Source organism: Stenotrophomonas sp. I18B00994 (genome assembly GCF_014145825.1).
In the GTDB taxonomy this organism is placed as follows: domain Bacteria; phylum Pseudomonadota; class Gammaproteobacteria; order Xanthomonadales; family Xanthomonadaceae; genus Stenotrophomonas; species Stenotrophomonas maltophilia.
In genome coordinates, this window is the sequence record NZ_JACIUW010000013.1 from 91,027 (window position 1) to 110,003 (window position 18,977).

Below are 18,977 nucleotides of genomic sequence, written 5' to 3' on the forward strand. Positions count from 1 at the left end.
ACGGCACTATCCAACGAGGTAGCCAGGCCATGATTGATCAGACAGTCGTAGAACTGTCGCGGCTGCAATTCGCGCTGACCGCGATGTACCACTTCCTATTCGTACCGCTCACCCTCGGCCTGTCCTTCATGGTGGCCATCATGGAGAGCGTGTATGTGATGACCGGCAAGGAGATCTGGCGCAGGATGACCCTGTTCTGGGGCGTCCTGTTCGGCATCAACTTCGCCATGGGCGTTGCCACCGGCATCGTCATGGAATTCCAGTTCGGCATGAACTGGTCCTACTACAGCCACTACGTGGGTGACATCTTCGGTGCGCCACTGGCCATCGAAGGCCTGATGGCGTTCTTCCTGGAAGCGACCTTCGTCGGCCTGTTCTTCTTCGGCTGGAACCGCCTGAGCAAGGTCAAGCACCTGATGGTGACCTGGCTGATGGCGCTGGGGACCAACCTGTCGGCGATCTGGATCCTGGTGGCCAATGGCTGGATGCAGAACCCGACCGGTGCGGTGTTCAACCCGGAAACCATGCGCATGGAAGTGGTCGACTTCATGGCGGTGGTGTTCAACCCGGTGGCGCAGGCCAAGTTCGTGCACACCGTCAGCGCCGGCTACGTGACCGGTGCGGTGTTCGTGATGGCGATCAGCGCGCTGTTCCTGCTGCGCAACAAGCACAAGGACCTGGCCCGTCGTTCGTTTGCGGTGGCCGCGGCGTTCGGCCTGCTGTCATCGCTGTCGGTGGTCGTGCTGGGTGACGAGAGCGGTTACGCCGCCAGCGAACACCAGAAGATGAAGCTGGCCGCGATCGAAGCGATGTGGGAGACCGAGCGTGCGCCGGCCGACTTCACCGCCTTCGGCATCCCGAACCAGGAGACTCACCAGAACGACTACGCGGTGAAGATCCCCTACCTGATGGGCCTGATCGCCACCCGCTCGTTGAACCAGCCGATTCCCGGCATCCTGGAACTGGTCGAGCGCGCCGAACACCGCGTGCGTGGCGGCCAGCTGGCCTACGGTGCATTGGAACGCCTGCGCGCCAACAAGAACGACGTTGAAGCGCGCGAGATGTTCGACCGTCACTGGCAGGACCTGGGCCACGGCCTGCTGCTCAAGCGCTATCGCGATGACATCCTCAACGCCACCCCGCAGGAAATCTCGCAGGCGGCGATGGATACGGTGCCGCGCGTGATGCCGTTGTTCTGGACCTTCCGCGTGATGGCCGGCCTCGGCTTCTACCTCATCGCTTTCTTCGCCCTGGCCTTCTACTACTCCTGCCGCAACAATTTCCAGGACAAGCGCTGGTTCCTCAAGCTGGCCCTGTGGACGCTGCCGGCACCGTGGATCGCGATCGAGTGCGGCTGGTTCGTGGCCGAGTATGGTCGCCAGCCGTGGGCGGTCGATGGCGTGCTGCCGACCTTCTATGCAGCATCGGGGCTGGCCCTGCATGAAATCGTGCTGACCCTGGCCGGCTTCACTGCCATCTACACCGCGCTGATCGTGGTCGAGATCAAGCTGATGCTCAAGGCGATCCGCAAGGGTCCGGACGAGGTGCTGCCGTCACTGCAGTCGCCCCAGCCGCATGCTTCCCACAATGCCTCGGCGCCGGCCGCCGGCCAGGCCTGAGGCAGGAGAACCAAGATGGATTTCATTCTTCTGGACTACACCACGCTGCGCGTGATCTGGTGGCTGCTGCTCGGCATCCTGCTGATCGGTTTCGCCGTGATGGATGGTTTCGACCTGGGCGTGGGCACCCTGCTGCCCTTCGTCGCCCGCAACGACGCCGAGCGCCGGCTGGTGATCAATACCATCGGTCCGGTATGGGAAGGCAACCAGGTGTGGCTGATCCTGGGCGGCGGCGCGATCTTCGCCGCATGGCCGCCGCTCTACGCGGTCAGCTTCTCCGGGTTCTACCTGGCGATGTTCGTGATCCTGTTCGCGCTGATCCTGCGACCGGTCGGCTTCAAGTTCCGCAGCAAGATGCCCAGCGAGCGCTGGCGCAACACCTGGGACTGGGCGCTGTTCATCGGTGGCTTCATCCCGGCGCTGATCATGGGCGTGGCGGTGGGCAACGTGGTGCTGGGCGTGCCGTTCCACTTCGATGACAGCATGCGCATCTTCTACACCGGCTCGTTCTTCGGCCTGCTGATGCCCTTCGCGCTGCTGGCCGGCCTGCTCAGCGTGTCGATGCTGGTCGCCCACGGTGCCGCCATGCTGGTGCTGAAGACCGACGGCCCGGTGGCCGAACGTGCGGCCCGTTTCGGCAGCATCGCCGCGATCATCGCCTTCGTGCTGTTCGCGGTGGGCGGTGCCTGGGTGGCCTTCGGCCTGCCGGGTTACCAGATCACCTCGCAGGTGGTCACCGACGGCGCCACCAATCCGCTGCTGAAGACCGCCGAACTCGGCGCCGCCGGTGGCTGGATGCGCAACTACAGCGCCATGCCGGCCACGATCCTGGCGCCGCTGCTGGGCCTGGCCGGCCTGCTGGCCAGTGCGGTACTGCTGCGGGCCCGTCGCGGCGGCTCGGCCTTCATCGCCTCGGGGGCCGCCATCGCCGGCATCATCCTGACCGTCGGCTTTGCGATCTTCCCGTTCCTGCTGCCGTCCTCGAGCCAGCCCACCTCCAGCCTGACCGTGTGGGACGCCTCGTCCAGCCACCTGACCCTGTGGATCATGCTGCTGGCCACGGCGGTGTTCCTGCCGATCATCCTCGCCTACACCACCTGGGTGTACCGCGTGCTGAAGGGCAAGACCACCACCGAAGAGATGGGCAACAACCCGAACGCGTACTGATTGCTTGCACGTGTGCCGACCAACGGTCGGCACCTACCCGGAATGAAGGAGACTGATCATGTGGTATTTCGCCTGGATTCTCGGTGCCGGCCTCGCCTCGACGGTGGCCATCCTCAACGGCATGTGGTTCGAAGCCCGCGAGCAGAACCGCATCGAGAAGGAAAATCGTCGCTGAGCTGTAAAAAAGCCTTGCCGCCTTGGCCTTCACACGGTATCTTAGGCGGCTCCTTCGGGGTGTAGCTCAGTCTGGTAGAGCGCTACGTTCGGGACGTAGAGGTCGCAGGTTCGAATCCTGTCTCCCCGACCACTCACGTGGTCGCATTGAAGCCTGGTGAAGTCGTCCAGGCTTTTTTGTTCCCTGAAGTGGCACTGCTTCGGCAGTGTGAAGAAAACAGCATTCCCCCCTTGCCGCCATCGGGGTGAATCGCTAGAATAGGCGGCTCCCTTCGGGGTGTAGCTCAGTCTGGTAGAGCGCTACGTTCGGGACGTAGAGGTCGCAGGTTCGAATCCTGTCTCCCCGACCACTTCGGTGGTCACCAAGAAGCCTGGAAGACATCACTGTCCTCCGGGTTTTTTTGTATCAGGCACCTGGCCGCCCGCATGACGGGACCTTGCCGGAGCCCGCACGTACAATGGCCGCGCTGCCGGCCCGCCAGCAGCCCTCCCCCACCTGCCGCTTCGGCGTAGACCGATGCCGGCGCTGCATGCCACTGCCCCGGCGTGCGACACCTGCAAGGACCACCGATGAGTTCCTCCACTTCCGATTCGCCGTCGCTGCTGCACGGCCGCGTCCTCGCATTCGCCGCGATCCTGCTGGCAGCGATCAACCTGCGCACCGCGGTCACCTCGATCACCCCGCTGCTGGACGTGCTCGGCCAGCAGTTCGGTTTCGGTACCACCATGACCGGCGTGCTGGGCATGCTGCCGACCGCGTCGTTCGCACTGTTCGGCGTGGCCACGCCGGCGCTGGCGCGGCGCCTGGGCCTGGAGCGCACCACGCTGCTGGCGATGGTGATGGCGATGGCCGGCCTGCTGCTGCGTTCCAGCGCCGGCAACGTCGGCACGCTGCTGTTGGGTTCGGTGGTGGCACTGGCCGGCATGGGCATCGGCAACGTGGTGGTGCCGCCGCTGGTGAAGCGCTATTTCGCCAACAAGGTCGGCACCATGAGCACGCTCTACATCAGCGTGCTGCAGCTGGGCACAATGCTGCCGGCGCTGCTGGCGGTGCCGGTGGCCAACGCCGCAGGCTGGCGCGTGTCGCTGGGCATGTGGGCACTGCTGGCACTGGCCGCAGCATTGCCGTGGCTGGTTCTGGCCAGGCGCGCACCGAAGCCGCAGGCAGATGCCACCGACCCGGCCGCACAGCCGCATGGGAAAGTCTGGCGCACCTCACTGGGCTGGAGCATGACGCTGATGTTCGGCATGACTTCGCTGATGACCTATTCGATGTTCACCTGGCTGCCACGCATCGTGGTCGAGGCCGGCGGCACACCGGCCTTTGGTGGCGTGATGGTGGCGGTGTTCTCGGCGCTCGGGCTGCTGCCGTCGCTGGTCATTCCGTCCATGGCAGTTCGCATGCAGAACCCGTTCCCGCTGGTGCTGATCGGTTTCTTCTCGTTCGTGATCGCCTTCACCGGCCTGCTGCTGGCACCGATGAAGGCCCCCCTGCTGTGGGCGTGCCTGCTCGGCGTCGGTCCATCCACCTTCCCGCTGGCGCTGACCCTGATCAACCTGCGCACGCGCACCCCCACCGGCTCGGCGGCACTGTCCGGCTTCATGCAGGGCGTGGGTTACAGCTTCAGCTGCCTGGGGCCGTTCCTGGTCGGCTGGCTGCATACGGTCAGCAACGGCTGGACGCTCCCGTTCAGCTTCCTGTTCGGCTGCGCCACCCTGATGCTGTGCGCCTCCTGGGTGGCCTGCAAGCCGCGCAAGCTGGAAGACCTCTGGTAAGCCGCGCAGGGCCTCGCAACCGGCCCTACCTACCGCTCGTCAGCCCGTCTGCGCATTTTGACACCGGGCTGACAATTCCGGGCGGATAGTGCCCACGAATGCCCATCCTTGCCGCGTGCCGGCATCGGGCATGGGGGCGGCAGCGCCGCCCAGGCCGCCATTCGGTGTGCGGGGGACTCTCGTTTCAGACAAGACATTGCAGGTCGCTGTCCGGGTTTGTATCCGTCCTTGCTGGACGGGAATGCACGAAGGGAGTGACGCGGGCCACGGCCACGCCAAAAGCTGGCATGTGATGTGCGTCACATTTCTCAGGTTGTCTGGTTCGGAAGCCAAGGGGGTTCCCGATGGTTGTCCACCGCCGGCTGGCGCTCAGCGTCGGCCTTGCCTGTACCACCCTGGCCTGGGCCAGCAGCGCTGCCCCGCCTGACCGCGAGGCGGCCCTGGCCGAGATCGGCCGCTACCGCGACCAGGCCCGCTGGCTGGATGCCCTCGGCGCGATCGAGCGCGCCAGCCAAGAGCAACCCAGCGACGACCTGCTGTTCAAGCTGCGCGTACTGACCCTGGGCGACATCGGCAACGCCTGGCGCGCCTGGGAGCTGTACCAGCAGCGCCCGCAGCTGTTCGACGCTGCACAGAAGCAGCGCATCGAAGGCGACTACCTGGCCAAGCTGGTGGTCTGGAGCCTGGCCTACAGCAGCAGCGAAGACAGCCGCCTGGAAGAAGCCGAATCGACCCTGGCGCGCATGCAGCGCTACCTGGGCAGCGAAGGCACCCCGCCCGCGCAGGCGCCGCTTCGCGTCCGCATGGACCGGCTGATCCTGCTCAACCGGCTGGGCCGCCATGCGCAGGTGCGCGAGGAAGCCCGCGCACTGCAGGCCGAAGGCCATGCCCTGCCCGACTATGTGCTGCCTGCGGTCGGCGATTCGCTGATGGGCACCCTGCATCCGGAAGAAGCCATACCGGTGCTGCAGGCGGCAGTGGCCGGCGACCCGACACGCGATGCCTCGCATTCGGAACTGGCCTATGCCTACCTGGAGAGCGAGCAGCAGGAAAAGGCGATCGACCTGCTGCAGGCCTGGCGTGACAAGGAGCCGGCGTGGCGCTGGAGCAACGGCAAGTCACCGTACGCGAACTGGTCACGTTACGAGGCCGACCTGAATCTGGCGATGGTACGCGCCTACAGCGGCGACCTGCGCACCGCACAGCACGACCTGGAGTCGATGGTCGACATCGCACCGGGCAACGGCGGCCTGCAGAGCGCGCTGGGCAGCGTGTACATGATGCGCGGATGGCCACGCATGGCACTGCAGCGCCAGCAGATGGCACATGCGCTGGACCCCCGCGACATCGAGCCGCGGCTGGGCATGGAGGAGGCCTACGTCGCCCTGCAGCGCGATGACCTGGCAAGGCCACTGCACGACGATCTTGTCGCACGCTACCCGACCCAACCCGCCGTCGAACGCATGGACCAGGCCTGGCGGGCGCATCGCGGTTGGCAGCTGAAGGCATGGACCGACATTGGTCGCAGCTCCGGCGGTGGCGGCACCTCGCCGCTGGGCAACAACGACCGTCACTACGGGGTCGAAGTGCAGACACCGGTACTCGACGACCGCTGGCGGTTGTTCGCCTTCGCCGACAGGCGCTCGGTCGACTTCCAGGACCAGCGCATCGACCCGCTGTGGCTGGGCGCGGGCGTACGCTACCGCTTTGGCCAGCTGGATGCGGAAGCGGCGGTACTGCGCGCCAACGACCACATTGGCGATACCGGCCTGCGCATCGGCGTGGGTTGGCAGTTCAACGATTACTGGCATGCCGGGCTGGTGGCCGCACGCAATGACCCGGAAGCCTCGATGCAGGCGCGCGTGGCGGGCATCAGCGCTGACAGCGTGAGCGCGCAGGTCGACTACCGGCGCAGCGAGCTGACCCACTGGATGTTCGGCGCCAGCCGCTTCCGCTACGACGACGGCAACCACCGCGAGCTGTTCAGCACCAGCATCGAACAGCGCCTGCTGACCCGCCCGCGCTGGTTGATCGACGGCCTGGCCAGTGCCTACACCAGCCGGGGCAGCCGCGACGACGCGCCCTACTTCAACCCGAAGCGCGACCGCATGGTCGAGATCGGGCTGCGCATCGACCAGCAGCTGTGGCGGCACTACGAGCGCCACTTCCGGCACCGCCTGACGGTCTCGCTGGGTGACTACTGGCAGGACGGCTTCGGCAGCGCTCTGGTCCCTTCGGTGTCCTACATGCACGAATGGCAGCTGGGCCAGGGCCGCGTGCTCGAGTACGGCGTGCGCTGGTCGCGGCCGGTCTACGACGGCCACCGCGAGCGTCATATCGGCTTCGAAGCCGCACTGCGCTGGGGAGAGTGACATGGCCCGCATCCTGCGACTGATCGTGCTCCTGCTGCTGGCCGCCACGCCGCCGGCGTTCGCGCAGCAGGCCCTGCATCTCGATGCCACTGACAACGGCCTGCTGATCCTCAGCTACCACGACATCCGCGACCGGGTCGCGGCCAAGGGCGACGCCGATACCTACGCGGTGAGCACGCAGAACTTCGCTGCGCACCTGGATTGGCTGGGGGCACACGGCTACCACCCGGTGTCGCTGTCGCAGGTGATCGACGCCTCCCAGGGACGCGCCACGCTGCCACCGAAACCGGTACTGCTGACCTTCGATGATGGCCTGCGCAGCGTCTACGACAAGGCGTTCCCGCTGCTGCAGGCGTACCGCTACCCGGCGCTGGTGGCAGTGATCACCGATTACGTGGACATGGCACCCGGGCGCACGATCGACTATGGCTACCGGCCGTTCGGCCACGATGACTTCGTTACCTGGGCGCAGCTGAAGCAGATGCACGACAGCGGCCTGATCGAAGTGGCCAGCCATACCGACGACCTGCACCACGGAGTGCTTGCCAATCCGCAGGGCAATTCGACGCCAGCGGTGGTCACCCGCATCTACCGGCCGGCCACGCGCAGCTACGAGAGCGAGGCGCAGTACGAGCAGCGCCTGCGCGCCGATCTCAGCCGCAGCGTGCAGCGCATCCAGCAGCACCTGGGCGTGCGCCCGCGCGCCATCGTCTGGCCGTACGCCGCCTACAACCAGTTGAGCAACGACATCGCCGAACAGCTGGGCATGCCGGTGTCCTTCGATCTGGAAGGCCGCAGCACGCCAGTGGCCAGCGACCTGCATGGGCTGGCGCGCTTCCTGGTCAGCGACAACCCGACCGTGGAGGGCCTGGCCTACGAGCTGCGGCGCGACGTTGCGCTCGACGGCATCCGCGCGTTGCAGGTCGACCTGGATGATGTGTACGACCCGGACCCGGCGCAGCAGGGGCGCAACCTCGATGCGCTGATCGAGCGGGTCAAGCGCATCTCGCCCACCCACGTCTACCTGCAGGCGTTCGCCGATCCGGACGGCAACAACACCGCCGATGCACTGTACTTCCCCAACCGGTACATGCCGATGCGCGCGGACCTGTTCAGCCGGGTCGCCTGGCAGCTGAAGTCGCGCGCGGGGGTGAAGGTCTACGCATGGCTGCCGGTGCTCGGCTTCGAGCTGCCCGACCCCGTGCAGCGCAAGGCACTGGCGATCCACAACGGCGATGCCGACGGCATGTACCGGCTGGACTTCACCAATCCGAAGGCACGCCAGATCATGCTCGACATCTACGAGGATCTGGCCGTCAACTCGTACTTCGAAGGCCTGCTCTTCCATGATGATGGCTACCTGCGCGACACAGAACTGCCGACGCTGGCGGCCGGCGACGATGGCAGCGCTCGCACCCGGGCGCTGATCGACTTCACCCTGGCCCTGCGCGACAGTGCGCAGCGTTGGCGGCCGAAGCTGGCCACGGTGCGCAACCTGTACGCGGAGCCGGTACTGCGTCCGCAGAGCGAAGCCTGGTTCGCGCAGCGCTTGGACCTGTTCAACAAGGCCTACGACCAGACCGCACTGATGGCGATGCCGTGGATGGAAGGCAGCAGGCATCCGGAACGCTGGCTCGACCAGCTGCTGGCCGCGGTGCGTGCGCACGATCCCCAGTTGCAGCACACCCTGTTCGAACTGCAGACCGTCGATTGGCGCAGCGGGCAACCGATTCCCGCCGAGCGGCTGCGCGCACAGATCCGCCAGCTGCAGGCGCAGGGCGTGCACCACTTCGCCTGGTACCCGGACGACTTCATCGCCGGCCAGCCTTCCACCCATGATGCCCGCGCGGCGATGTCCGCCGGCAACTTCCCGTACCCGGAGAAGTGACATGGACATGCACCCGCTGCTGCAGGTCCTGTTCCAGTTCGCCTTCTACTACCCGATGGTGATGGCGTTCTTCTGGATGTCGGGCGGCCTGTATTACTACTTCCGGCGCGAACGCCATTCGCGCCCACGCAACGACCCGCCGCTGATGGTCGATCCACCGTTCGCGAGCCTGTTGATTCCCTGCCACAACGAGTCCGCGAACCTCGACGACACACTCGGCGCGGCGCTGGCACAGCGCTATCCGGCCGACTACGAGGTGATCGCCATCGACGATGGCAGCAGTGATGACACCGGCGCCCGGCTCGACGTGCTGGCGGCGAAGCATCCGCGGCTGCGCGTGCTGCACCTGGACCGCAACCTCGGCAAGGCCAACGCGCTGCGCATGGGTGCGCTGGCGGCCCGCTCGGAGTACCTGGTGTGCATCGATGGCGATGCCATGCTGGAGGAACACGCCCTGCACTGGATGGTCTGGCACCTGGTCAGCGGCAACCGCGTCGGTGCGGTCACCGGCAACCCGCGCATCCGCAACCGTTCCACCCTGCTTGGACGCCTGCAGGTGGCCGAATTCTCCTCGATCATCGGCATGATCAAGCGCGCGCAGCGCGTGTACGGGCGCATCTTCACCATCTCCGGAGTGATCGCCGGCTTTCGCCGCACCGCCCTGCACCAGGTCGGCTGGTGGTCGGATGACATGGTGACCGAAGACATCGACATCAGCTGGCGCCTGCAGCGTGCGCATTGGGACATCCGCTACGAACCCAACGCGCTGTGCTTCATCCTGATGCCGGAAACGCTGAAGGGTCTGTGGCGGCAACGGCTGCGCTGGGCGCAGGGTGGCGTGGAAGTGATGCTGCGGCATGCGCGTTCACTGCTGCACTGGAAGGAACGGCGCATGTGGGGCGTACTGCTGGAGTACGTGCTGAGCGTGATCTGGGCCTACACCATGTTGTTCATCGTGGTGCTGTGGGTGCTGGGCAAGCTCATCGACATGCCGCCGCAGCTGTACATCGCCAGCCTGCTGCCGCAATGGCATGGCGTGATCCTGGCCCTGGTCTGCCTGATGCAGTTCGCCAGCAGCCTGATCATCGACCGTCGTTACGAAACACAGATTGGACGCAACTACTTCTGGGTCATCTGGTACCCGATGGCGTACTGGCTGATCAGTCTTTCCACCACCCTGGTGGCGTTGCCGAAGACCCTGCTGCGCCGTCGCAGCAAGCGCGCCACCTGGACCAGTCCCGATCGGGGGATCCGATGAACGCACAACGCCCGTCCAACCGCTTCGACTCGCGGATGATCCGCAAGCCGCATCGCCAACCACGCTTCCAGCGCACCGCCTGGGGCTTCGTCACCCTCGCGTTCTGGGGGTTCTACTTCTACCTGTGGGCACCGTTGGTGACCCTGTTCTCGTGGCTGATCGGCGGCCAGCTGGCCTGGCAGCAGCTGTACGAACGGCAAAGCCAGTTCGACCCCTATGTGCTGGTGGCGCTGCCGCTGATGCTGCTGTGTGCCAGCGTGCTGCTGATCGGCTGGGCCGAGTACAACCGCGCGCGCTTCCGTGGCCACGAGCGACGCCTGCCGCGACCGCTGGCCAGCCTCAATGAAGTCGCGGCCGATCTGGGTGCCAGCACCGGCCTTGCCGAGCGCCTGCTGGGCTGCAAGGCCGCCACGCTGCACATGGACGATCACGCGCGGCCGATCGGTATCCGCCGCGAGGTGGTGTGACGCCCCGGTAGTCGCCGACCCGGGTCGGCGCTTGCTTGGGTAGCTGCCGACCCTGGTCGGCGCTTGGGCCTGGTGGGCGCCGACCTTGGTCGGCACCGGGGTCTAACGCGAAGAGCATCCGCGCATCGCGTGGATCTACTTGCGCGTCTGCCCTTCACCGCGCACGACAAATCGTTCGACGGTGAGTGCTTCCAGGCCCATTGGGCCGTACGCATGCAGGCGCGTGGTGGAAATGCCGATCTCGCTGCCCAGGCCCAGCTGGCCACCGTCGGAGAAGCGCGACGAGGCATTGACCATCACCACCGCCGAGCGCAGCGCAGTGACGAAGCGCTCGGCATGGCCGGCGTCTTCGGTGGCGATCACTTCGGTATGGTCGGAGGTATAGGCACGGATGTGCGCGATGGCCGCCTCGAGGTCATCAACCACGCGCACGGCCAGCACCAGGTCGAGGAACTCGGCAGCGTAGTCGTCTTCGCTGGCGGCGGTGCTGCCCGGCAGCAGCGGCTGCGCGTTCGTGTCGGCGCGCAGCTCCACGCCACGCTCACCGAGCGCCTGCGCCACGCGCGGCAGGAAGGCTTCGGCCACATCACGATGCACCAGCAGGGTTTCCAGCGAGTTGCAGGCCGACGGACGGCTGCACTTGCCGTCCACCAGAAGGTCGATGGCTTTGCCGAGGTCGGCGCTGGCATCCACGAACAGGTGGCAGACACCCTTGTAGTGCTTGATCACCGGCACCCGCGCATGCTCGGCAACGAAGCGGATCAGGCCTTCGCCGCCGCGCGGAATCGCCAGATCGATCAGTTCATGCAGCTGCAGCAGCTCCAGCATTGCTTCGCGGCGCAGGTCGGTCAGCACGGTCACTGCCGCCGCCGGTACACCATTGGCCTGCAGGGCGCCGGCCAGCGCCTGGGCGATGGCGGTGTTGGAGTGGACCGCTTCGGAACCACCGCGCAGGATCACGCCATTGCCGGCCTTCAGGCACAGCGCAGCCGCTTCGGCGGTCACGTTAGGGCGCGCCTCGTAGATCATCGCGATCACGCCCAGCGGCACGCGCACCTTCTGCACGCGGATGCCGTTTGGACGCACATCGTTGCGGGTGATCTGGCCGACGGGATCGGGCAGCGCGGCGATCTCTCGCACGGCTTCGGCCATCGCGAACAGGCGTGCCGGGTCCAGCGCCAGGCGGTCGAGCATGGCACTGCCAATGCCTTTCTCGCGCGCAGCGGCAAGGTCGCGCGCATTACCGGCCAGGATCAGCCCGGCATTCACTTCCAGTGCCTGGGCCATTGCCAGCAGCAGCGTGCGGCGCGCCGCACTGTCGAGGCCGGCAACGATCTGGGCCGCGTCACGGCAGGCACGCGCCTGCGCTTCGATTTCACTCATCGGGGAGTCCTTCAAACCGGTCATGGCAGCACCAGATCGTCGCGATGGACGACGCTGCCACCGTAGTTGTAGCCCAGCACGGCCTCGATGTCGCGCGAATGGCGGCCGGCGATCCGGCGCACATCATCGGCCGCGTACTGGCTGACGCCGCGCGCCACGCAGACGCGGCCCTGTGGCGCGTTCCAGCACACCTGCACCATGTCGCCACGGCGGAACATGCCCTCCGCGCCGGTGATGCCGCCGGGAAGCAGCGAGGCGCCCTTCTCGCGCATCGCCTGCGCCGCGCCGGCATCGATCACGATCGCACCCTCGACCAGCGGCGCGTGCCGCAGCCAGTGCTTGCGGGCCGCCTCACGGCTGCGCGCGGCGTGGATACGGGTACCGAACAGGCGGTCCTGGGCCAGCGCGCGCACCACGTCACCGCTGCGGCCATTGAACAGATAGGTTTCGATGCCGAGACGACCCGCCTTCGCTGCCGCTTCCAGCTTGGTCCGCATGCCGCCGGTACCGGCGCCCGAGCCGGCGCCGCCGGCCATCGCCAGCACCTCGTCACTCAGTTCCGGCACCTCATGCAGCGGCCGCGCATCGGCCACGGCGCGCGGGTCGCCGCTGTACAGGCCATCGATATCGGTGGCGATGAACAGCGCATCGGCATCGACCAGTGCCGCCACCGTCGCCGCCAGGTTGTCGTTGTCGCCAAGCTTGAGCTCGTCCACCGACACGGTGTCGTTCTCGTTGACCACCGGCAACGCGCCCAGCCGCAGCAGTTCGTTGAGCGTGGCGCGTGCGTTGAGGTAGCGGCGGCGGTTGCGCAGGTCGTCATGGGTCAGCAGCACCTGCGCCACCGGGCGCTCGAAGAAGCGCTGCCAGAGCCCGATCAGCTGGGCCTGGCCGAGCGCAGCCAGCGCCTGCCGCGCCGCCATCGCCGCGCCAGGCTCATCGGCCCGCGGCAGGATCGCGCGCCCGGCAGCGACCGCGCCGGAAGACACGATCACCACCTCGCGCCCGGCCAGGACATTGGCCGAGACGAACTGGGCCAGGCCCAGCGCGTGGCGTGGTGACAGGCCGCCGCCATCGGCTGCCAGCAGGCTGCTGCCGACCTTCAGCACCGCACGCCGCCATGGCGGCAGCGCTTGTTCGGGGAACGGCGAGGCGACGTTGGCAGCGTGCTGGATCATCGGTCAGTGTCTCAGCGGGTGTTCCATTCGTGCACGGTCAGCTCGGAGGCCTGCATCGTCACCAGCGGATCGGTGGCGACGATGGCCTGCGCCTGCGCCAGGCTGTCCACGTTGCACAGCACATAGGCGCCACCACTGCCGTCGGCGAAACCACCGGTCAGCTGCAGCTTGCCCTGCGCCTGCAACGCATCGAGGAAATCGCGGTGCGGCTGCACTGCTGCATCGTTGAAGTCCGGCCGGCGCATCGCCATCACCAGGTAGACAGTGCCCGCCATCAGGACAGCGCCTGCCAGCGCGCGCGCAGTTCGTCCAGGCGCAGGTCGGCGGCCGAACCCGGCGACACGCGCGCGGCGAGGCTGCCTTCCGGGGTACGCCCCTGCCCTGCACTGTCGGCACCGGCCGCAGCGGCCTTGTAGGCCTCACGGAACGGCACGCCGGCCACGGCCGCTTCCACCGCCACGTCGGTGGCATACATGCCCGAATCGATGGCCGCACGCAGCTTGTCGTCACGCCATTCCAGATTGGCCAGCAGCGCCGGCAGCAGCTCCAGCGCGGCCAGGCCACGGCCGAAGCCGTGGAAGATGGCACCCTTGGACGACTGCAGGTCGCGGTGGTAGCCCGACGGCAGCGACAGCAGCTGCTCGATCTCGGTGCGCGCTGCGGCGACGCTGGCGTGGGTCGCACGCATCAGCTCGATCACGTCCGGGTTGCGCTTGTTGGGCATGATCGAACTGCCGGTGGTGTACTGCGCCGGCAGCGCGACGAAGCCGAACTCGGCGCTGGTGAACAGCGACAGGTCCCAGGCGATGCGGCGCAGGTCCAGCGTGGCACCACCGAGCGCTTCCAGCGCGGCCAGCTCGAACTTGCCGCGCGACAGCTGTGCGTAGATCGGCGAGATCTGCATGCGCGCGAAACCGAGCGCGGCCGTGGTGTGTTCGCGGTCCAGCGGCAGGTTCACGCCGTAGCCGGCAGCCGTGCCCAGCGGATTGGCATCGACCAGCGCATGGGTGTCACACGCGCGGATGGCATTGTCGATGAAGGCCTCGGCCCAGCCCGCCCACCACATGCCGGCCGAGGACACTACGGCGCGCTGGATGTGGGTGTAGCCGGGAATCGGCAGGTCCTTCTCGGCCTGTGCGCGGTCCAGCGCGACCTTGGCCACTTCGGCGCTGAGCTGTGCCACGCGCTGCAGCTTCTCCTTCAGCCAGAGGCGGGTGGCGACCAGGATCTGGTCGTTGCGGCTGCGGCCGGTGTGGATCTTGCGGCCGGCATCGCCGAGGCGTTCGGTCAGGCGCGCTTCGATCGCCGAGTGGCCATCCTCATACTGGGTATCGAGCACGAAGCGGCCTTCGCGGAAGTCCTGCGCCAGCACCTCCAGTTCGCGCAGCAGGCCGTCCAGCTCGTCGGCACTGAGGATGCCGATGTGCTGCAGGCCCTGCGCGTGCGCGGCGCTGGCGGCGATGTCGTGCAGGAAGAACTCGCGGTCGAGGATCACGTCGTCGCCGGCGAGGAAGGTCTGGATCTGGGCGTCGACAGCGACGCCGGGCTTCTGCCAAAGAAGGTCTGCCATGGGGGCTCCGGAAGGCGTGTTCAGTGCGGGATGGACATCAGTTCGTCGATGCCCAGCGCGAGGTTGAGGTTCTGCATGGCCTGGGTGGCCGCGCCCTTGAGCAGGTTGTCCAGGGTCGCCACCACGACGACCCGCTTGCCGCCCGGGGCCAGGGTGAAGCCACCGACCTGGGCACCATGTCGGCCGGCGATGCGGCTGACCCACGGCGCTTCATCCACCACGTCGATCAGGGGTTCGCCGGCATAGGCCTGCTGGAAGCGCTCGACGATCTGTTCGCGGGTCTGCACGCGGTTCAGCCACAGGTTGGCGGTAAGCGTGATGCCCCGGAAATGCGGCGCGACATGTGGCATGAATTCAACAGCCACACCCAGCTGCACCGACACCTCGCGCTCGTGCACGTGGTTGGTCAGCGCGTAGGGCATCAGGTTGTCGGCCAGCAGTTCGACGTTGTTCTTGTCCGACGGCGTGGTACCGGCGCCGGAGTAGCCGGAGACACCGAAGCACTGCGGCGGACCGGCCAGCAGGTCCAGCAGCGGATGCACCGCCAGCTGCATCGCCGTGGCATAGCAGCCTGGGTTGCTGATGTGCTTCTGGCCGTTGTAGCGGCCGCGGGTCAGCTCTGGCAGGCCGTAGTACCAGCTGTTGTCGAAGCGATAGTCGGCCGAGAGATCGACGATGACGGTGTCCGGCTTCGCCGCTTCCAGCGCAGCCACGAACGGTGCGGCCAGGCCATTGGGCAGGGCCAGGATCACTGCGTCCACACCCTTGGCCGCCACCGCGTCGGCGTCCAGGTTCTCGTACTGCAGATCGCCCTGGAATTCCGGGTGATGGTCGGACAGGCGCTGCCCGGCGCGCTCGCGCGAGGAGACGAAAGCCAGTTCCAGCCGCGGATGGGCGGCCACCAGCTTGATCAGCTCGGCGCCGGTATGGCCGCGGGCACCGACGATGCCAAGGGTAAAGGTCGAATCGTTCATGCGTGGCTGTCCAGGCGGTACTGCAGGTGGCGCCTCACGCCCTGCCATTCCGCGTCGATGATGGAGAAGATGACGGTGTCGCGCGGCGTGCCGTCGGCATGCCGCTTGTGGTTGCGCAGCACGCCATCCTGCTTGGCGCCGAGGCGGGCGATGGCAGTGCGCGAGGTGGCGTTGAACCAGCTGGTTTCCAGCACCACGCTGATGCAGCCCAGCGTTTCGAAGGCGTGCTGCAGCAGCAACAGCTTGGCTTCGGTGTTGGCACCGGTACGCTGCACGCGCGGCGCATACCAGGTGTAGCCGAGGCTGAGTTTCGGCACACCGGCATCCATGTCATAGAAACGGGTACTGCCAACGATTCCGCCAGCCGCATCACGGATCACGAACGGCAGCACCTTGCCTTCGCTCTGCGCCTGCAGCGCGGCCCGCACATAGGTCTCGGCCTGTTCCGGCGACGGCACCTGGGTGTACCAGAGCTGGTCCAGGCCGCTGCCTTCAAGCGCATCGCGCAGGCCGGGCACGTGTTCCATCTGCAGCGGCTGCAGGGTTACGTGCTGGCCGCGCAGGGTGGGAACCGTGTTCCAGGCATCGAGGTTGCTCATTGCTCAGCCCTGCAGGCTCGGGGTGCGCTGCGCGCAATGATCGACATAGGTCTTGATCCGGTCTATGCCATCGGCACCGAACCAGAATACCTTCCAGTGGTCCTGCTTGTAGCAGCCGTCGGATTCGGCGTAGTAGAAGTGATTGATCGGGTTGCCATGGCGCGAGCGCCAGAACAGCTGCGGCGTCTCTTCCAGCATCACGTTCCAGACCGCACGGCCCAGGCCCTCGCCCTGCGCGTCGTCGAGCACGGCGAACTTGTCCAGGTACACGCCCTCTGCCTCGTCGGTGAGGATGACCGCGGTGCGGTAGTTCTCGCTGACGTAGGCACGCAACAGCTTGGTCTTCTCGAAATAGTCCGGCACCAGCGCGCGGCCGAAGCTGGATTCGATCAGGCCCTTCAGGCGCGGCAGGTCCAGTTCGTTCCAGGCGGTGGCGCGCAGCACCTTTTCACCCTTGCGCACCAGCGTGCCCGAACCCTTGTGGGTGAACAGTTCCTTGGCCAGGTCGGCCGGGCGCGTGATCGACACCGACGATTCCAGCGGCAGGCGGTCGAGCAGATCCTTGATCTGTTCGATCTTCACCTTCATGCCGCCGTGGATCCACGGCTGCGCGATCAGGTGGTCGTACTCGGTGGACAGGTTGATCGAATCGATCACGTTGCCCACCTCGTCCAGCAGGCCGCCCGTGCCGGTCAGGAAGATGATCTTGTACGGCTGCAGTTCCTGTACCAGCTCGTTGGCGGCGAAGTCGGCGTTGACGTTGAGGATCTGGCCGCCGGCGGTCTCGCCCAGGCTGGTGATGACCGGGATCGAGCCGGCGCGCAGGCTGGCCTCGATCGGTGCCAGGTTGACCTTCTTCACCTCGCCGACCAGGCCGTAGGTATCCACATCCAGGTACTCGGCTTCGAACACGCCGCCGGTGATCGAGGTGGCGCGCGCGCCGTTCTGCTGCAGCGCCTCGACCAGCCGCAGGTTGGACTGCTGGAACACCCGGCGCACGATTGCCAGCGCTTCCGGCGAGGTCACGCGCAGGCCGTTCACGGTCTGCTTCTCGATGCCGGCGGCCGACAGTTCGGCATCCAGCTGCGGGCCGGCGCCGTGCAGCACGATCGGGGTCAGCCCGACTTCCTGCAGGAACGACAGCGAAGAGGTCAGCGCGTCGAGGTCGTCGCGCAGCACCGCGCCGCCGACCTTGACCACGGCGAAGCGCTTGGCATCCAGCTGCGAGAAGCGCTTGAGGTACTGGCTGATCTCCTTCGCGCTGGCCATGCTGGAAAGCAGGCGCACGATGGTCTGGCGGGTCTGGCGATGGGGCTGGAGGGCAGGAGACATTTCGGTTTCGTCGGAAAGGGAAGAATCAGGCGCCGGCGGCGATGATGCGGTGCACGGCGTCGGTGTAGCGCTGCAACTGCTCCAGCGTCACGAACTCATCGGCGGTGTGGGCCTGGGCGATGTCACCCGGGCCGAACACCAGCGTGGTGTAACCACCGGCCGAGAACAGCGAGGCCTCGGTCCAGAAGTCCACCGCGTTGCCGATCGGCAGTTCCAGCGCATCGGCCACGTCACGTGCCAGCAGGCGGCGGTTCTCGGCTTCGGCGATGTCGCCGGCCGGCAGGCTGGGGCCACGGAAGGTTTCGGTGAATACCGCCGCTTCCGGCTCGGCGAAACCGGCGAAGGTGGCCAGCAACGCGTCGATGTTCATCGACGGCAGCGGCCGGAAGCCGAAGCGCACTTCGGCAGCGGGCGCGATCATGTTGGCCTTGATCCCGCCTTCGACGCGGCCGATGTTGAAGCGCAGGCCCGTCAGCCCACCGAAGCGCGCCGAAGCCAGCGATTCCACATGGTCCAGCGCGCGATTGCCCCAGCGCATCGCCTGGTGCAGCGCGCTGGCAGCCGCATCCTGCTTGCCCGAGGCGTGCCCTGCACGACCGGCGAACTGCATCAGCACCGAGCTGATGCCGCGATGCGCCAGCACCGCTTCGCTCATGGTCGGCTCGGCCACCAGCACCGCTTCGTACGGAATGCCGCGGGCCAGGAACGCGGCGATGCAGCGCGGATCGTTGGCTTCTTCATCGCTGGAGAACAGGAACGCGGCATCACCATCGCTGGCATTGGCCGCAGCCACCAGTGCAGCGGCCGCGCCCTTGATGTCACACACGCCCAGGCCGACCACGCGGTCGTCCAGGCGCCGCATCACATGCGGGTCGGCACTCCAGTGCGGCGAGTCCGGCACCGTATCCAGATGCACGTTGAACAGGTACTTCGGCGTACCACGCACGGCGTACAGGCTGACCGCGCCCGCGCCATGGTCGATCACCTCGACGTTGAAGCCGGGCAGGTTCGCGCGCAGGTAATCGAAGATGCCACCGGTGGTGATCGCACGCGGCGGGTTGCGGGTGTCGAAAGACACCAAGGCCTGCAGGTGATCGAGCGTCTGTTCAAGCATGTGTCTGAATATCCGTAGGGTTCGAAATCGGTAGTGCCGGCCGCTGGCCGGCTCCGCAATGATCCAGCCGTGCCACGAGCCGGCCAGCGGCCGGCACTACCCTCCA

Annotated in this window: 16 protein-coding genes and 2 tRNA genes; 10 read left to right on the plus strand and 8 right to left on the minus strand. The window is 66.7% G+C overall.

Annotation, left to right across the window (positions count from 1 at the left end):
- Positions 1–29 precede the first annotated feature (29 nt).
- From H4O10_RS15220 to pgaD, 10 genes are all read left to right on the plus strand, one after another.
- On the plus strand, positions 30–1,619 hold the full coding sequence (locus H4O10_RS15220; RefSeq protein ID WP_005410352.1) for a cytochrome ubiquinol oxidase subunit I: 1,590 nt from the start codon (positions 30–32) through the stop codon (positions 1,617–1,619).
- Between the two features lie 15 nt (positions 1,620–1,634).
- A complete protein-coding gene (cydB, locus tag H4O10_RS15225; protein ID WP_033832953.1) occupies positions 1,635–2,786 on the plus strand; it encodes a cytochrome d ubiquinol oxidase subunit II in 1,152 nt (383 codons plus the stop codon).
- Between the two features lie 58 nt (positions 2,787–2,844).
- The gene (gene cydX / locus H4O10_RS15230; protein WP_005410354.1) at positions 2,845–2,961 is read left to right on the plus strand and encodes a cytochrome bd-I oxidase subunit CydX; all 117 of its coding nucleotides are present in this window, start codon (positions 2,845–2,847) and stop codon (positions 2,959–2,961) included.
- 55 nt (positions 2,962–3,016) lie between these two features.
- Positions 3,017–3,093 (plus strand) — tRNA-Pro (locus tag H4O10_RS15235).
- A 140-nt stretch (positions 3,094–3,233) separates the two neighbouring features.
- A tRNA-Pro gene (locus H4O10_RS15240) sits at positions 3,234–3,310 on the plus strand.
- Between the two features lie 220 nt (positions 3,311–3,530).
- Positions 3,531–4,736, plus strand: a complete 1,206-nt coding sequence (locus H4O10_RS15245) for an MFS transporter (RefSeq protein ID WP_033832954.1) — start codon at positions 3,531–3,533, stop codon at positions 4,734–4,736.
- 344 nt (positions 4,737–5,080) lie between these two features.
- Entirely contained in the window at positions 5,081–7,108 is a 2,028-nt protein-coding gene (gene pgaA / locus H4O10_RS15250; RefSeq protein WP_088470621.1) for a poly-beta-1,6 N-acetyl-D-glucosamine export porin PgaA, read from the plus strand.
- Position 7,109: 1 nt separating this feature from the next.
- A complete protein-coding gene (pgaB, locus tag H4O10_RS15255; protein ID WP_049453468.1) occupies positions 7,110–8,996 on the plus strand; it encodes a poly-beta-1,6-N-acetyl-D-glucosamine N-deacetylase PgaB in 1,887 nt (628 codons plus the stop codon).
- A 1-nt stretch (position 8,997) separates the two neighbouring features.
- On the plus strand, positions 8,998–10,254 hold the full coding sequence (gene pgaC, locus H4O10_RS15260) for a poly-beta-1,6-N-acetyl-D-glucosamine synthase (protein WP_005414000.1): 1,257 nt from the start codon (positions 8,998–9,000) through the stop codon (positions 10,252–10,254).
- Positions 10,251–10,721 carry a poly-beta-1,6-N-acetyl-D-glucosamine biosynthesis protein PgaD gene (gene pgaD / locus H4O10_RS15265; protein ID WP_005410359.1) on the plus strand — a complete coding sequence of 157 codons (471 nt, stop codon included), beginning with the start codon at positions 10,251–10,253 and terminating at the stop codon, positions 10,719–10,721. The genes pgaC and pgaD overlap by 4 nt, the downstream gene beginning before the upstream one ends.
- Before the next feature lie 135 nt (positions 10,722–10,856).
- On the opposite strand, the gene H4O10_RS15270 is transcribed toward pgaD, so the two are convergent.
- Genes H4O10_RS15270 through H4O10_RS15305 form a run of 8 tightly spaced genes read right to left on the minus strand, consistent with a single transcriptional unit; the run spans position 10,857 to position 18,871 of the window.
- Positions 10,857–12,128 carry a glutamate-5-semialdehyde dehydrogenase gene (locus H4O10_RS15270; RefSeq protein WP_049453466.1) on the minus strand — a complete coding sequence of 424 codons (1,272 nt, stop codon included), beginning with the start codon at positions 12,126–12,128 and terminating at the stop codon, positions 10,857–10,859.
- On the minus strand, positions 12,125–13,282 hold the full coding sequence (proB, locus tag H4O10_RS15275; protein ID WP_049431572.1) for a glutamate 5-kinase: 1,158 nt from the start codon (positions 13,280–13,282) through the stop codon (positions 12,125–12,127). The genes H4O10_RS15270 and proB overlap by 4 nt, the downstream gene beginning before the upstream one ends.
- An 11-nt stretch (positions 13,283–13,293) precedes the next feature.
- A complete protein-coding gene (locus H4O10_RS15280; protein ID WP_005414003.1) occupies positions 13,294–13,557 on the minus strand; it encodes a YciI family protein in 264 nt (87 codons plus the stop codon).
- A complete protein-coding gene (gene argH, locus H4O10_RS15285) occupies positions 13,557–14,852 on the minus strand; it encodes an argininosuccinate lyase (RefSeq protein WP_033834675.1) in 1,296 nt (431 codons plus the stop codon). Before argH ends, H4O10_RS15280 begins: the two co-directional genes overlap by 1 nt.
- Positions 14,853–14,872: 20 nt before the next feature.
- Positions 14,873–15,826, minus strand: a complete 954-nt coding sequence (gene argC / locus H4O10_RS15290) for an N-acetyl-gamma-glutamyl-phosphate reductase (RefSeq protein WP_005414005.1) — start codon at positions 15,824–15,826, stop codon at positions 14,873–14,875.
- Complete coding sequence (locus tag H4O10_RS15295; protein ID WP_049453465.1) at positions 15,823–16,425, minus strand: GNAT family protein; 603 nt, start codon at positions 16,423–16,425, stop codon at positions 15,823–15,825. The genes argC and H4O10_RS15295 overlap by 4 nt, the downstream gene beginning before the upstream one ends.
- Positions 16,426–16,428: 3 nt before the next feature.
- On the minus strand, positions 16,429–17,757 hold the full coding sequence (locus H4O10_RS15300; protein WP_033834678.1) for an acetylglutamate kinase: 1,329 nt from the start codon (positions 17,755–17,757) through the stop codon (positions 16,429–16,431).
- Between the two features lie 25 nt (positions 17,758–17,782).
- Complete coding sequence (locus H4O10_RS15305; protein ID WP_005410367.1) at positions 17,783–18,871, minus strand: acetylornithine deacetylase; 1,089 nt, start codon at positions 18,869–18,871, stop codon at positions 17,783–17,785.
- Positions 18,872–18,977: the final 106 nt, after the last annotated feature.